Source organism: Endozoicomonas sp. ALD068 (assembly GCF_049310145.1).
Classification (GTDB): domain Bacteria; phylum Pseudomonadota; class Gammaproteobacteria; order Pseudomonadales; family Endozoicomonadaceae; genus Endozoicomonas_A.
Window position 1 is genome coordinate 2,812,176 of sequence record NZ_JBLYNU010000004.1, and the last position, 16,691, is coordinate 2,828,866.

The following is a 16,691-nucleotide window of genomic DNA, read 5'->3' on the forward strand; positions in this document are numbered from 1 at the left end:
CAGTCTGGAGCAGCATATCTGGCACCTGACAACGATTGATCCGGTCAGTAACGAAGCCAGAGTTCTGACCGGCCAAAACCTTCGGAGTTACTATCACTCCAGGCTGACTGTTGACAATCGGCTGGACAGCACTTACCAGCTCAGCAATGTCACGGCATCGGTGCATGGCGGGCCAGGTGATGACGTGTTCTTCATCTCGGGTACGGTCAAGCCGGAGGCCGGGCTGTTCGGAGAGTCGGGAAATGATATTTTTCATCTTAAAAGCAGTGGTGCCAGCGTATATCCCGGCCCCGGCAATAACCTTGTCAGCCTGGAACTGGAAAATTCACAGAAAGATGGCAAAGAAAATGGCACGGTGAAGCTGTTCTTTGACCCCTCTTCGTTTAACCGGGTTCAGCTGGAAGGTGTCAGCCTTACGGATTTGCAGGCAGCAAGCTGGCGTCCGCTGGCTCAGCGCAATACCACTGACAGTAGTGACCAGGCTCCTTGTCCAGTCGGCTTATCCCGCCTGCTGCCGCCTCCGGTCACTGGCGGCAGTTTTATCCTGGCAGCCTGGATTCGCCAGGACTTGCCCCTCGGCGGGCTAACACGGGCCGGGAGCACGCTGATTCATTTTGCCGATGCTGACGGCTCTGATGCCATCAGCTTGAGCCAGAAACCTGGTGGGCTGGAGATCAGGCTAACGAAGGGAGTCAGGGTCTTTCATAGAAAGGTCATGCCATTTTTTACCTCCCCCCGTCAGCACCTGGCTATGACAATAGATGACAGAGGGTTTCTAACCATCTACCGGGATGGCCGGGTTGTTTTGGAAACCGAGGCCCTCAGGCCACGCAGAAAAATTCGGGCGCTGAACTGTTATGCCGTTGAGAAACTGGTCATCAGTCGGCATCTCCCGTCGCCTGAAGGCATAAACATGATGGCATCCGGTGGTGTCGAACGTCTGGTGAGGATAGGCGATTGGCGATACCCTCACCTCTTCTATGCCAATGATTGGCCAGACAGTCTGGAGCTGGATGACGGGATTCTGGATAACAAGCAATTCATCCGTCAACGGCTGAAATCTGGCTATTCACTTTTACAGGAAAAAATCCCCGGACATCAGTATCTGATAGATGAAGAGAGCGCCACTTACTACTTTGCTGGCGATGACTTCTCTAACACTGACCAATGGGTTCTGGCAAACGCCACTGGCACGGCTGACCAGCTCGAGGTTAATACCCATGACTGCCAGACATTGCACTATCAAAAAGCAGGCGGGGATCTTATCCTGACGGTCTCGCCAAATACTGGCCTGCTAAAAAACAGCGACAATAGCGCTGAGCCGACAAACTCCACCCAGAGCCTTCGAGTGCAGAATTTTTTCAGCAAGCAAGGCGAGACCATTGAGCGCCTGATCGTCAATAACCGGGTGCTCAATATGAGCGAAGTGCTTGCGCAAGTGGACGCCCCACAGTCAAATGGCAGGCACTCAATGAATGAGAGCCTCCCGGAGGATGCATTGGCTGCTCAGGGTGGAGGCAACGGAACCCTGCCTCTTCTGAACAGGATCATTCGCCGGGGGCAACGGCTGGTGAAATACCTGGGCAGTCTGGCCGGAGGTGAGAAAGATGACGTTGGAGCGGGTGAAGCGGACAGTGAACAACGCGTGGTGGCAAGTCTGAATGACACAGGACTGAACCAACACTACCAGCGTCTGGTTCAGGAGATCAATGCCACGATGGGCAATCGCAGTGGTGAGAGTCCATCGTATGTGCCGACGGCAAGTGGCAGAATAATTCAGAACCTGACGACGCCGGGAATATAAACGACGGAGGTTAATTAATAAAAAATTAAAAACCTCTGTCGCTTTTTAGCAGATTCTGGATGAATTAAGTAGAACTATTGTCCTTTGAGAACTCTAAAGTCGAGCATGATATCAAGGTTTAGCAAGTAATACCTGCTGGAAGACAGGTATCCCCCGAGTAAATTTTGGCTAATGAGGAAGCCTGCCTGATGGGAGCGGTATGAATCGAGAGGTTCACGTACTGTTCTGAGAGGGGCTGACGGGGAAGTTCCGCCGGTCTACTCACCAGGTGAAACCCCCGCCAACAACTTTGCACCCCCCTCACCAACTGCTATCCTCAAACCTCGAACAAAAGTGAAACTCAGACCTGCTGGCCGACTTATCCCCAGGGATGGGGGGTATCCCACCAAGCGCCTGGAGCGCGACTTATCCCCAGGGATGGGGGGTATCCCACCAAGCGCCTGGAGCGCGACTGGGAGGGAGCGGTTGATGGCTGAAGAATGGTATCCGTTTAATGGAGTGAACATCTATGAGTAATTTATACGAAACCGATTATCACCAGTGGTTATCCAATCAGGTAGCTTTGCTGCGAAATCGCCACTTTGACCAGTTGGATTTAGAAAATCTGTTAGAGGATTTGGAGTTGGGCATAGAATCAAAAGTCGATAATCTTGAACATTTTCTAACCAATCTCATACTTCAGCTTCTTAAGTGTGACTACCAAACCAGTGTGCTGCGGGATACTGTAGCTACAAAACGGGTCATAAACGGGTGGCTAAACTCTATTGATAATGCAAGGGACGGCATTAATAAATTATTAAGAAAAAATCACAGTTTAGAACAACGGGTGGAAGATGCTTTAGTTGAGTCATACCCTGATGGGAAAAATGGAGCCATTCGGGAAATGAATCGCCATATCCCCACTAAATGCCCAAAACTGGACAACAGCAGCTTCCCTGATACCTGCCCATGGTCTTATGAAAAGCTAATGGAAAAAGACTGGTATCCCCTTAACGGAGTTGAACTCTAACCTTTGTGGCGCTGCTCCATTTTGACTCGCTCCCATGATTTTAGGCCCTGCGGGTCCCAGCGTGGGAACGAGGTAAAAAAACCACTGTCGCTTAACCCAGGAAAGGGATAGCCCGATCCGCCAGACTCTTCATCCAAGTCCGGTTTTATATTCGGTTTCCTGACGCACAACCTTGAGCATGGCAACCGTCTCGCTTTTTACTGGACTTGAGACGGTTGCTTTTAGCAGATTCTGGATGAATTAATAAGTAGAACTATTGTCCTTTGAAAACTCTAAAGTCGAGTAAGAGTTTTGATCAATACATATAGCTTTTCCATTATATCTTTAAAGTGGGTTTCCCACAGATGGTTGTAGCAGCGGTACCTCAGGAAAATAGGTTTTGAAATTTCCCTTATCCCTTGTTATTAAAACCATATCATTATTTTTTGCCGTAGCGCCAATAACAAAGTCTGCTAACACTGTATGTTTCTTACCTCCATTCCCTTTGCATTTGCGAAATGCAACTCCGGCATCAAACATAATTTGTTCTGTTAATTCCATCTTCTTAATATTGTTGTAATCAAAGAAGTCAATAAGGTCGGCCAGATTAACAAAGTTTGTACTTAACTCTGCTAAAATAGCCAGATTATAATAAAGCACCGAACCTTCGTGTCTACACTGGTTGAGAGTATCACACGACCAATTGAAGTATATACTCTGGCTATCCAGTATATCTATTAATATACAGGTATCAACAAGGGCCAGTTTATTGATTATCTTCATCAATCAACCCCTCCCATTCCTTAGCACTCATCAAGGTTTTGTATTTTTTACAATTTTGCCGAAACGGGTTATCCTCGGCAGGGTCGATGGATTTTAAAGGGGTGGCGTTTGGGTCTTTTGTAGGGAATACCACAAGCTTACCATCTATTGCATCAATCTTTATAGCATTGTTGCCAATGCATTTCTCAGCTTCTTCAGTAACCTCAACCAATAGTGTTTTAAATTGACTCATCTGTCATCTCCCGTAACGTGTCAACATAAGAACTATGATCGATACGTATAGCATTTTCCATAATATCTTTAAAGTGTTCGACTTTAGAGTTTGACAAAAACCAACGTTCGATATAATCCCCAGGCAAGAGACAGCCTGATCCGCCAGACTCGTCATCATATTTTTGCCTATATCGGTTCCAATCCTGGCGAATAGCAATCCTCGGGATATAAGTAGAACTATTGTCCTTTGAGAACTTCTAAAGTCGAGGATGAAGTACACCTCAATCTTACAGCTCAATAACCACAGGAGGTTTCTGCTCAGAGTCACTTTTCGTTCCGTTGGTCTTCGAACCCTCAATTTTATTTCGAATCAATGAAGCCGCTTCGACATTACCAATGGACGTTGCCAAGTCTAAAACCGACTCATTATTGTTATCCGTTAATTGTAAATCTGCACCTTTTTCTATTAAAAATTCTATAGCTTTTTGATTTCCATAACGTAAAGCAACATGTAGAGGTGTCTGTCCTTCATTATTCTGGATATTTAAAGCTGGCTTGTATAAACGAATGAATAATACAGAAGCTTGGTCAAGACCCATTTCTAAAGCAACATGCAAAGGCGTATTACCGGAAAAATCTTGCATATTTTTATCGAAAGACAGGTAGGGATCATGCTCATAAAGTGTTTGAAGAAGTTCTGCGTGGTCAATCCCCTGCAAAACAAACATCCGATGGATAATTGTATGAAATATTTTATTTTCTTTAGGTAAAGTATTATGCCATGTAATCGGGCCCAGAGCTCTTACCATTTTCAATAGCCCTCTTTCAAAGGCAATATCTAAAGGTGTTCGGCCATCTTGCGCACGAATATTGGGGTTGGCAATTTCATCTTTATGTTTATCTTCATTCAGTAGATAATCTACAATTACCTGATTTTCCAGTTGGACTGCAAGATGCAAAGGCGTGTATCCAAGGCCGTTCATTATATTAATACCTGCTCCTGCTGACAAAAGAATTTCAATCATTTCCATATCGTTATTCTGGATTGCATAGTGCAGCGAAGTATTACCTTGGTCGTCCTGTGCATTAATTTTTATCAAACCCACTCTTATTAGAAGCCTTACTACAGAATATGAATTAGCAAGAACCGCCTCATGTAAGACAGTTAGACCTGACTCAGTTTGAACGCAAAACTGGTCCATTGTATCAGGCATGCATGGTTGATAGAACTTAAACCCATGATGTAGACCTCTAATTAGCAAACCTTCCATAAGGGACTCACTATTGAAATTTGCGGCAATATGAAAAAGTGCTGACACTTCATCTTGAGAAATCGCAGATTTCCAGTCTAATAACACTTTTATTGCATCTTGTGTTCCATTAATAGCAGCAAGGTACAGTGGTGTAAATCCATAATTGTTGGATCGTTCCTGGCTAGCACCATTACTAAGAAGTAAAGTCACGACTTTAGTGTTCCTTGCCAATACTGCTAAGTGAAGAGGTGTATTGCCTTGAGAGTCTTCTTGATTGATAATTCTCAATCGTTCAGAAATACGAGCTGGGCTTTCTATCAATAGTTTTACAGCTTCAGGATAATTGTTAATGATTGCTAAGTGCAGTGGTGAGTGTTGCTGATTGTTAAGTATCTCTATATCTGCCCCCGCATTTAGGAGTGCTTCTAAGGTACTTGCGTCCCCCTGTGTTGCAGCTACATGCAACAGCGTATTTCCAAAGGAATCCAATTGATTAATTAAATCCCGAGAAGATTCTAACAGGTTGCCAACTTTTTCAACGTTCCCTTGGCGAACCTCATTTTGCAAATGTGTAAATAATTGCTCTTGCTTAGCGCGATCGGCATCAGTATTAACTTCAGGGTTATCAATAACGGAAATATCAGGCATAACTACAGATGAATCAGGAGGCATGAATAACAAGCTTGTTTGCTGTCTTGCCATTTTTCTTATTAAATCACCTTCAATTTTTCGCCTATTACTTTCTATATCCTTTGCATGAGTAATTCTCGCCTTACGTTCTTCTTTTAAATTTTTATAAAATTCGTAGACACCATAAATAACTGACCCCAATGTTACCACGCCTAAAACAGTAACTATTCCAGCTATCCACTCAAGAATTCTAAAACTCCCTCCTGCATCACTCGAAATGACTTCATCATCAGTTGAGTTACTTGAAGTATGAAGTAGCTTTCTATTTGAAAATTTATTAAATACTTCCCCAGAAACATCTGAACCATTCTCAGAATTTAACTCCAAAACAATTTGCGTGCTGGGTGTTTTACCAACAGCATAAATGACTTTTTCTTCTGCCATTGTCATGATCTTATAAAAGGTAATATCTTTTGGCATGCCGGAAGGATCGTTATCATTTCCCTGCCTAACCCAAATAACTTCACCATTTGGATTCAAAGCGCTAATAAACCACTCTTGTTTGTATTGCAACTGCCCAGCGATGTACAAGTGATTACCTTTGAATACAGATGCGCTGACACTACCAATAAAATCAGGTAATGGTTGCTCATAAGTTTCTTCGTGACCAGCATTCTTAGCAACTTTCCAAAGCAATCGCCTTTTGTCTATATCGAAATAGATGTAATTAATTTCATCGCCATCGGCAGAGTTTCGATACAGTTGTAGTACCTTTGAGTTAGGCCGAACGGAGTCGGAGTTAGCCCTTACCGAAGTCCATGCCATAGTGGTATTGCAGTGAATAAATGCGGCCAGAGTTGCAGAGGCGGCTAAGTAGGAAGGAGTTTTCATAGGAGAAGAACCAAGTAGCGAGCAAAACATGGAAATTGTAGCTGATCAAAAGTAGTACCAAGGTTTTTCAAAATAGTTGCTGGCAAAGCATTGGATCAAGAGCCAACATCTGCGCAGACTTTACCGGGACAGCCTACGCGAGTGTAGAGTTAGACACGATTCGTCGTGCATCCATGGTGACGGCGTAGATAAGAAACCCCGGTCATAACTGACTTGTGATACCTGGGGAAATCGCTGTTTGTTATCTTCTGCAATAGATACAGTCACTTGGTCGCCCGTCTGTTTTTCCATGACCAGATGATGCAGGGTAAAGCCAAACTGATCCTGCAATACGCAGACTCTGAGGCCAGGCTCTACAGGGGTTCCAGCCTTACCTTTGCTGATCCATTCGGTATGACGTTCGAACAATGAAAAAATCTTCTCATTGATACAACCCCAGTGACCAATGCGTTGGGGGTCATAGCCTCTCTGGCCATATTGTTGAATCTATAGCCTGAGTGATTCACCCCCTCGTTTAAAAGAGGCTGTTGCAACGCCCTCGCCCTCTATATGAGCGGCTCAGGAGTCATGGCTAATACCCTGAATAGCAGCACTAAAGAGAGGATTGACAAAAAGATCCGCCTGTTTTCTTGCAACACCACAATCATATTAATGGATAACTATAAACACAGCGTCTAGGCTTCCTGTCGACTTTTCCAGGGAGTCCTGAAAATGATTAAGTTGCGGCACTATTCGAACCTGTTCATCGCTCCTGTATTTCTGTTACTGGCCCTGACCACTCAATCTACACCCACTACAGCGTCAACAGCCCCCATAAAGATTAATGATGCAGAAGACCTGGGCAAGATTGGTCGAGATCGCGACTATCCACTGGACGGTACCTATCAACAGACAGCGGATATTGTTGTCACTAAAGACTATCAATCCATTGGCAATGATACCCATCCATTCACCGGGGAGTACTATGGGCAGTGCCGTACCATCAGCGGTCTGTCTAACTGTTTTATTGACACTCTGAAAGGCAGCATCAGGCACCTTCACTTTACTGGTGCCAATATAACTTCCCATAAGACGACCGGGTTAGCAGCCTGTGTTGTTGATGATACTGGCACAGTCAGTAATATCTGGGTGAAAGATATTCATATTCTCACCAATGGTCGTAAAAGTTACGCTGGCATCGGAGGGGGGCTGATTAAAGGAACGGTTGGCAGCACCACGGCGGTGAACAGCAATGTCACAACCAGGGGTTGGTATGGAATCGCCGGCATCGGGGGGGGGCTGGTTTACGGAACGGTTGGCAACACCACGGCGGTGAACAGCAGGGTCGAAACCGGGGATTATCGTGCACACGCCGACATCGGGGGGGGGGCAGTTAACGGTGGAGGAACGGTTGCCAATACCAAGGCGGTGAACAGCAGGGTCGAAACCTCGGGCGAGGATGCTCACGCTCGGCATCGGGGGGGGATGGTTTTCGGAACGGTTGGCAACACCACGGCGGTGAACAGCACGGTCGAAACCGGGGATTATACTGCAAACGCCGGCATCGGAGGGGGCTTGGTTAATTTTCGAGGAACGGTTGCCAACACCACGGCGGTGAACAGCCATGTTACAACCGGAGGTGATGATGCAAACGCCGGCATCGGGGGGGGGTTGGTTAGACCTAGAGGAACGGTTGCCAACACCACGGCGGTGAACAGCCATGTCACAACCAGGGGTTGGTATGCATACGCCGGCATCGGGGGGGGGTTGGTTAGAGCTAAAGCAACGGTTGCCAACACCACGGCGGTGAACAGCTATGTCAATGGCATTAAAGAGAATTCTGAACCTACCTCCAATGATCAGCTTCTTTGCCAAAAAGCAGACCTACATGTGTTAACAGCCAATTGCTCTTCGAGAACTGAATTTCTGGATGCGCTGGATTTTTCGAACAGTAATGCTTGCCCGGTAAATGCCGCTACAGTGTCAACAGGCACTAAAGAGTCAGCACCCACTACCGCATCAACAGCCGCTAAAGAGTCAACAGCCACTGCAGCGTCAACCCCCATAGAGATTAATGATGCAAGAACCCTGGGCAAGATTGCCCTACATCCCGACTATCCAATAAACGGTACCCATCAACAGAATGCTACTGCAGCTCCTACTACCGCAACTTCCATTCCAAGGAAATTATGCAGCTCTCTCAGAGATCAAACGACGGGGGTTCAACAACGGCTTATCGAGGACAGTGATCTTGTTAGCGAACGACAGTGCGTTGTTCTCAGTGCCGACCCTGCAGATGATTTAAGTGAGTTAATACAACAGATTCCTGATAACACTGTTATCTTGCTTTCCTCCAAAACAACTTCTCCAACCGTTGCCCCCGTGACAGGTAAGCTCACTGTTGAATATTTTATCGCCAATGCAATCGTTTTGAAGAACGGTCAGGACATCATCGGGGCTGCTGATGACGGTTTTGAAATTGTTATCAAGCTTCATGATAACTTTACAAGTAAATACATGATCGGAGTTGGCGTTCACTACGATGACGAATTCAATTTTGGAGAAACAGCAGACAATCATATAAAACACATTACTTTCCAGCCAACCGGAGTTAATCCAGATACTCAAACTGACGCTATTGTCCACACAAACTGCTATAACCGGACATTATCTATAGAGAACAACGTTTTTTATCTCCCTGTCCGGGCCGCAGTTAACATTAATTGTTCTGCGAATCTGGATGCATCCACCAGTAATTTGCACACGGGCCCAGGCTTACGTTTCGCTGATAATCATGTCATTGGTCAAACCATCCACACAACAAAACTCAGTATGATTCCCGAGAAAGCAATATTCATTAATCTTCGCAACATCAATAACCTGTCAAACAAACTCGAAATAATTGGTAACACATTCCGGGGCAAAATCTCGGAATTGGCTCAGATTGCAATTGGATCCGGAAGCAATATTAATATCTTCAGAAACACTGTTGATATTGATAATAAAGGCAAGACACCTGACGAAATTCGTACAGGAATTGAAGGAGGGTTCGCTTTAAAAGGTCTTTCGTCGTCTGCCTATAGAAAAGCGCCTCTCATTAATCTGGCTGGTAACAATATCAACGTCACAAGGACAGCTTTAACTATCTATGACAAGCTTGATCTGGCGCTGGCCTGTAACCACTTTATGGGAATGACTTTGTGGAAAGTAGACAACGAATATTTCCCCCTGAAAGCCGTTGATCCATTGCCACTGGCAGATGAGTGCCCAAGGTCTGTGAGTTCAACCGTTGGCATGGCAACGACCAGCGCGCCGACACTCTGCCAGATCGTGAATAGCTGGACTCCTATCAATGATTCCAAAGCCACTGCTTTGACTGGGCTGACCAACGTCGAGGGGCAGTTCTACTTTGACTCAGCTGTTTGCATGACAGAGCTTCAATCCTTAGCTTCATCAGCGGATACAACTCCAGTGACCAATGCTTTGGGGGTCATAGCCTCTCTGGCCATATTGTTGAATCTATAGCCTGAGCTGATTCATCCCCTCGTTTAAAAGAGGCTGTTGCAACGCCCTCGCTCTGTATATGGATGGCTCAGGAGTCATGGCTAATACCCTGAGTAGCAGCACTAAAGAGAGTATTGACAAAAAGATCCGCCTGTTTTCTTGCAACACCATAATCATATTAATGGAAAACTATAAACACAGCGTCTAGGCTTCTTAGCGACTTTTCCAAGGAGTCCTGAAAATGATCAAGTTGCAGCACAATTCGGCTCTGTTCATTGCTCCTGTATTTCTGTTACTGCCCCTGACCACTCAATCTACACCCGCTAAAGCGTCAACAGCCCCCATAGAAATTTATGATGCAAAAGACCTGGGCAAGATTGGTCGAGAATATCCACTGAACGGTACCTATCAACAGAAAGCGGATATTGTTGTCACTAAAGACTATCAATCCATTGGCAATGATACCCACCCATTCACCGGGGAGTACTATGGGCAGTGCCGTACCATCAGCGGCCTGTCTAACTGTTTTATTGACACTCTGAAAGGCAGCATCAGGAACCTTCACTTTACTGGTGCCAATATAACTTCCCAGAACACGACCGGGTTAGCAGCCTGTGTTGTTGATGATACTGGCACAGTCAGTAATATCCGGGCGAAAGATGTTCATATTCTCACCAATGGTGATGAAAATTACGCTGGCATCGGGGGGGGGCTGGTTAAAGGAACGGTTGGCAACACCACGGCGGTGAACAGCAGGGTCGAAACCTTGGGTTATGAGGCACACGCCGGCATCGGGGGGGGGCAGGTAAAAGGAACGGTTGGCAACACCACGGCGGTGAACAGCAGGGTCGAAACCCGCGGTGCATATGCAAACGCCGGCATCGGGGGGGGGTGGGTTCATAAAGGAAAGATTGGCAACACCACGGCGGTGAACAGCACGGTCGAAACCTTGGGTTGTAGGGCAGACGCAGGCATCGGGGGGGGGCAATTTTTTCGTGGAACGGTTGGCAACACCACGGCGGTGAACAGCAATGTCACAACCAGGGGTTATGGGGCAGACGCCGGCATCGGGGGGGGGCAGGTTTATTTAGGAGTGGTTGGCAACACCACGGCGGTGAACAGCCATGTCACAACCAGGAATGAAAATGCATGCATCGACATCGGGGGGGGCGTGGTTACAGACACGGTTGGCAACACCACGGCGGTGAACAGCAGGAACAAAACCTCGGGCGAGAGAGCAAAAGCTGGCATAGGGGCAGGGATTTTTGCACGTGGAGCGGTCGTCACCAACACCACGGCGGTGAACAGCTTTATCAATGGCAATATAACGAATTTTGGATCTATCTCCAATGATCAGCTTCTTTGCCAAAAAGCCGACCTACGTGTGTTAACAGCCAATTGCTCTTCGAGAACTGAATTTCTGGATGCGCTGGATTTTTCGAATAGTAATGCTTGCCCGGTAAATGCCGCTACAGTGTCAACAGACACTAAAGAGTCAACAGCCACTTCAGAGTCAAGAGCCGCTAAAGAGTCAACACCCACTAAAGCATCAACACCCATAGAAATTAATTATGCAGGAACCCTGGGCAAGATTGGCCTACATCCCGACTATCCAATAAACGGTACCTATCAACAGAATGCTACTGCAGCTACTGCTAATGCTACTGCAGCTACTGCTAATGCTAATGCTAATGCTAATGCTAATGCTACTGCAACTCCTGCTACTGCAGCTCCTGCTACTGCAGCTCCTACTACTACTGCAACTTCCCCTCCAAGGAAATTATGCAGCTCTCTCAGAGGTCAAACGACGGGGGTTCAAAAACGGCTAATCGACGACAGTGATCTTGTCAGGGAACGACATTGCGTTGTTCTCAGTGCCGACCCTGCAGATGATTTAAGTGAGTTGATACAACAGATTCCTGATAACACTGTTATCTTGCTTTCCTCCAAAACAACTTCTCCAACCGTTGCCCCCGTGACAGGTAAGCCCACTGTTGAATATTTTATCGCCAATACAATAGTTTTGAAGAGCGGTCAGGAGATCATCGGGGCTGCTGATGACGGTTTTGAAATTGTTATCAAGCTTCATGATAACTTTACAAGTAGATACATGATCGGAGTTGGCGCTCACTGCGATAACGAATTCAATTTTGGAGAAACAGCAGACAATCATATAAAACACATTACTTTCCAGCCAACCGGAGTTAATCCAGGTACTCAAACTCACGTTATTGTCCACACAAGCTGCTATTATGGGGCACTATCTATAGAGAACAACGTTTTTTATCTTCCTGTCTGGGCCGCAGTTAACATTCATTGTTCTGCGAATCTGGATGCATCCACCAATGATTTGCACACGAGCCCAGGCTTACGTTTCGCTAATAACAAGGTCATTGGTGAAACCATCCACACAACAACACTCAGTATGATTCCCGAGGAAGCAATATTCATTAATCTTCGCAACATCAATAACCTGTCAAACAAACTCGAAATAATTGATAACACATTCCAGGGCAAAATCTCGGAATTGGCTCAGATTGCAATTGGATCCGGAAGCAATATTAATATCTTCAGAAACACTGCTGTTATTGATAATAAAGGCAAGACACGTAGAGAAAGTTGTACAGGAATTGAAACCCGAAGGGGAGGGTTCGCTTTAATAGGTCTTTCCTCGTCTGCCTATTGCAAAGCGCCTCTCATTAATCTGGCTGGTAACAATATCAACGTCACAACGACAGCTTTAACTATCTACGACGAGCTTGATCTGGCACTGACCTGTAACCACTTTCGGGGAATGACTTTGTGGAAAGTAGACAACGAATATTTCTCCCTGAAAGCCGTTGATCCATTGCCACTGGCAGATGAGTGCCCAAGTTCTGTGAGTTCAACCGTCGACCCGGCAACGACCAGTGCACCGACACTTTGCCAGATCGTGAATAGCTGGACTCCTATCAATGATTCCAAAGCCACTGCTTTGACTGGGCTGACCAACGTCGAGGGGCAGTTCTACTTTGACTCAGCTGTTTGCATGACAGAGCTTCAATCCTTTGCTTCATCAGCGGATACAACTCCAGTGACCAATGCTTTGGGGGTCATCGCCTCTCTGGCTATATTGTTGAATCTATAGCCTGAGCTGATTCATCCCCACGTTTAAATTCGGCTCTCGTCCCATGGCAACCTGATCTCTGGCATCGGAAATCAGGGTCAGAATGTTTTTGAAGCCCTGCTTATAGCCATGAAGAATTACTGCAATCATCCTTTGCTGGGTGCTGAATAGTTACCATTGAACTATGGAAAGAAGAGTAGTCCCGGAAAATCTTGGCTATTCTCTGATGCACTTCGAATAATGAGATTCACCCATGGCGTTCCTTTATTTTTACAGAACAGACATTCAACACGGACTGTTCTGGCATTTCCTGACAAACAAAAAGGACGTGGTTGGTATTTTTGCTTTTTCCCTGCTGGCTATGATGATTGTGCCGTTATGTTATTCCTCAAACCTTATTGACCGTCATCATCCCGATGGGCGCAAGACTCTGATTGAAATCAATGATGGGAAAACCCGCAATAGCACACTGAAAGTGACAGGAGGCAAGCTCGCTGACAAAGCCGATTTTCCCGGTGTCGGCGACGGAGGCTTTTTTTATTCGCCGCCTCCGCCCTGGGGAGGTGGAGGCGGCTGGCCATCGGGATTATTCGAAATTGACCTGGCTGTTCTGCAACCCGTCATCAACTGGCTGATGTCCATAGGCAAGACCCATCATGACGATGGCCGACAGGCAGGTAATGAGGATGGACAACCCTCTGGTAGCAGACCTAATGCAGGATCAAATGACGCAACTAACCACCACCATCAACAGGAGCAAAGAAAAGCACCTGAAAACCGAGAGAACAAATCACCCGGAGAAGAAAATAGTGGCAGCGGCGATGGCAATAACAGAAAAGACGACAATGGCGAGGAGGGTAAAAATAGTGCTTTGACTCAGGACCTTCAGCTACTTGCCAACGAGCTTTTAACTATTATTGCAAGCGACAATCCCAACGCCGCTTTTAAATTCAGGGAAATGTTAGAGAAGCTGGACATGCCTCAGCGTTTGCAGGTTCTGGAAAAAAAAGGCACAAATATCAGCGGCGATACTATTACTCCTCTTGAGGCGATATTGGCACTGCCGCGTTCTTCCCTTGAGCAATCAACACGCAACCGATTTATCAGGCAGCTGATAGAAGCCGCTGGCAACAACTGCCAGATGATTTTGTCTGAGATTGTTCTGGACATAATCCACAAGCTCAACCAACCTGACCAACCACCGCAGATAGGGGATTTCGAAAAATGTTGCTTTACTGAGTACTTCCTTCAATTGTTCCTGCTTCATTCAAACCCGGTTGAGCGTATTCGCAATCTATTAGAAAAAATATCAGATTTAGCCATAAGGAATGAGATTATAAATAATCCACAATCATTAACACTCCCCTCCCCCTTTCTGGATACCTTGAAACAATTTAACCAGCACTCATCGTTCCTTGAATTAATACGCTTATCAAATGAACAGTGTATGCAAAATGATTTCATAGCGATCACTGCTTTTGCCAATAATGGACTGCGTGTGGATAAACATGAATCCAGTCAAATTATTGGTGCAGAGTGCGCGGTATGTAAGGAGCCGTTTGAACGCTCGTCAAATATAGTGAAAACGTGCTGCAATCACTTTTATCACGTTGATTGTTTAAGTCAGTGGCTCGAAAAAAGGAGGCGGGATCGTGCAGTCCAAGATTGTCCTACATGTCGTACACAATTAAATGGCTTAACAACAAAACTTAACGACTTTAACAAACTATTGAAAAAATACGACGGTTGTCATTCTTTAGCTATTGCAAAAAGAGCCGTTAAGGAATGGAATAAAACAGAAAAAAATTATGCAACCTTGTACCATTTTGTCCAATTTTGCCGACATAGCAGCCAGGCATCTGATGATTCACGGTTTGCAAAACTCTTGCGAACCCTCATTCATCCCGTGACAAAAGCCAAGATCCGCCATGACGACGTGATCAACTCAGCCACCTTCAGCGCCAATAACCACCTTGTGGTGACCGCCAGTGACGATGGCACTGCGAAAATCTATGTTTATCAGTCCGATGGAACATGGATGGAAGAGTTCACTATCCACCACGGTAGTCCGGTCATAATAGCCAGCTTCAGCGCCGATAGTCGCCGTGTGTTGACCACCAGTGACGATGGGACAGCAAAAATCTATGTTCGAAAGGAGGATAGATCATGGCAAGAAGAAATCACTATCCGCCACGATGGGCCCATTCGTTTAGCCACCTTCAACGCCAATAGTAGCCGCGTGTTGACCGCCGGTGACGATGGGACCGCAAAAATTTATGTTCTGAAGGAGAGTGGATCATGGGAACAAGAAGGGATCACCCACCATGATGGTCCGATCCATTTAGCCAGCTTCAGTCCTGATGCTAGCCATGTGGTGACTGTTGGCAAAGATAACGTGGTAAAAATCACGGGCAAATCAGCCGATGGATCATGGCAAGTAAAAATCAACGTAATCCATAAGCGCGAAGTCAACTCGGCTATCTTTAGCCCCGACAACCGCCATGTGGTGACCGCAAGTGACGATGGTACGGCAAAAATCATTGGCCAGAAAGACGATAAGTCATGGGAAAAAGAAGTTACCATCGGTCACATCAGGACTGTTAGTTCGATCAGATCAGCCGCCTTCAGCCCCGATAGCCGACATGTGCTGACTATCGGCAGTGATGACGAACTGGTTAAAATCATTGGTAAACGGGCCGACGGAACATGGGGAGTAAAAGCCATCATTTCCCATATTGATCGTATCACCTCAGCCACTTTCAGCCCCGATAGCCACCATGTGATGACCGCCAGTTTCGACAAAGAGGCAAAAATCTACGGCGAAAAAACCGATGCATTATGGGAAGAAGAAATCACTATCCACCATAATCATTGGGTCTTATCAGCCACCTTCAGTCCCGATAGCCAACATGCAGTAACCAGCAGTTATGATGGAACCGCAAAAATCCATAGCCACAAAAATGGAGGATCATGGGATCAAGGACTCACTATCCATCACAATGATCGGGGCACTTCAGCCACCTTCAGTACCGATGGCCGCTTAGTTATGACCTTTGGTTTTGATCGTACTGCGAAAATCATTCAACTGGAGGGCGATGGGTCATGGGAACAAGAAATTCGCCACCCCTATCCAATCCACGCAACCAACTTCAGCGCCGATAGCCGCTTTGTGCTGACCCAAAGTTTTTTTTTACCAACATCTGAAAGTTGTAGCAGCATTGTGAAAATTACTGAACTATGGAAGGAAGAGTAACTCCACTAGGAGCCTGACCGAGAATAGTCTGCCCTACTGCGGCGGCAGCAAATTGGTCTGAAAATCCGCTTTTGTTCGTCAAATAGCTCGCTATTCTCCTCACAAAACCGAATTTTCATCCTCAATTTTCTGCCGTCCTCGCTACGGGCGCTATTCTCGGTCAGGCTCCTAGGAGGCTAGCGGGACAGCAACTGGTTGTGATTTCGACGGTGTCAGATCGAGTGACGTAGAAGTTGGCACCTGGACTTGTAGCAATTGCACAGCCTGTGGTTGCTTTGGTAAATGTA

General features: G+C 46.1%; 9 protein-coding genes and 1 pseudogene (1 of these 10 only partly in view). 5 read left to right on the forward strand and 5 right to left on the reverse strand.

Annotated features, from left to right (window positions below):
- Together ACO6V5_RS09550 and ACO6V5_RS09555 are read left to right on the forward strand one after the other, a co-directional pair.
- Positions 1-1,804 carry the 3' portion of a TcdA/TcdB catalytic glycosyltransferase domain-containing protein gene (locus ACO6V5_RS09550; RefSeq protein WP_422492097.1) on the forward strand. Its footprint begins 26,744 nt before the window's first position, so 1,804 of the gene's 28,548 nt are visible here — the last part of the coding sequence; its start codon lies beyond the left edge, outside the window; it ends in the stop codon at positions 1,802-1,804.
- A 508-nt stretch (positions 1,805-2,312) separates the two neighbouring features.
- Positions 2,313-2,813, forward strand: coding sequence for a DUF29 domain-containing protein (locus tag ACO6V5_RS09555; protein ID WP_422133284.1), 501 nt, complete (start codon positions 2,313-2,315; stop codon positions 2,811-2,813).
- A gap of 324 nt (positions 2,814-3,137) precedes the next feature.
- Here ACO6V5_RS09555 and ACO6V5_RS09560 read toward each other — a convergent pair whose 3' ends face one another.
- From ACO6V5_RS09560 to ACO6V5_RS09575, 4 genes and pseudogenes are all read right to left on the reverse strand, one after another.
- Entirely contained in the window at positions 3,138-3,575 is a 438-nt protein-coding gene (locus ACO6V5_RS09560; protein WP_422410921.1) for a type II toxin-antitoxin system VapC family toxin, read from the reverse strand.
- The gene (locus ACO6V5_RS09565; RefSeq protein ID WP_422133282.1) at positions 3,559-3,807 is read right to left on the reverse strand and encodes a hypothetical protein; all 249 of its coding nucleotides are present in this window, start codon (positions 3,805-3,807) and stop codon (positions 3,559-3,561) included. The genes ACO6V5_RS09560 and ACO6V5_RS09565 overlap by 17 nt, the downstream gene beginning before the upstream one ends.
- 268 nt (positions 3,808-4,075) lie before the next feature.
- Positions 4,076-6,562, reverse strand: coding sequence for an ankyrin repeat domain-containing protein (locus tag ACO6V5_RS09570; protein WP_422410919.1), 2,487 nt, complete (start codon positions 6,560-6,562; stop codon positions 4,076-4,078).
- Between the two features lie 186 nt (positions 6,563-6,748).
- Positions 6,749-6,985 (reverse strand): annotated as a pseudogene (locus ACO6V5_RS09575) (ISNCY family transposase); the annotation flags it as partial.
- A gap of 288 nt (positions 6,986-7,273) precedes the next feature.
- Between ACO6V5_RS09575 and ACO6V5_RS09580 the strand changes: the two are divergent.
- Both ACO6V5_RS09580 and ACO6V5_RS09585 read left to right on the forward strand, forming a co-directional pair.
- On the forward strand, positions 7,274-10,066 hold the full coding sequence (locus ACO6V5_RS09580; protein ID WP_422492098.1) for a hypothetical protein: 2,793 nt from the start codon (positions 7,274-7,276) through the stop codon (positions 10,064-10,066).
- A 220-nt stretch (positions 10,067-10,286) separates the two neighbouring features.
- On the forward strand, positions 10,287-13,172 hold the full coding sequence (locus tag ACO6V5_RS09585; protein ID WP_422410915.1) for a hypothetical protein: 2,886 nt from the start codon (positions 10,287-10,289) through the stop codon (positions 13,170-13,172).
- On the opposite strand, the gene ACO6V5_RS09590 is transcribed toward ACO6V5_RS09585, so the two are convergent.
- Positions 13,167-13,301 (reverse strand): hypothetical protein, encoded by a 135-nt coding sequence (locus tag ACO6V5_RS09590; protein ID WP_422137643.1) that lies wholly within the window; start codon positions 13,299-13,301, stop codon positions 13,167-13,169. The genes ACO6V5_RS09585 and ACO6V5_RS09590 overlap by 6 nt on opposite strands.
- Positions 13,302-13,404: 103 nt before the next feature.
- Here ACO6V5_RS09590 and ACO6V5_RS09595 point away from each other — a divergent pair, with 103 nt between their 5' ends.
- Entirely contained in the window at positions 13,405-16,404 is a 3,000-nt protein-coding gene (locus ACO6V5_RS09595) for an RING finger domain-containing protein (protein ID WP_422410912.1), read from the forward strand.
- Positions 16,405-16,691 lie beyond the last annotated feature (287 nt).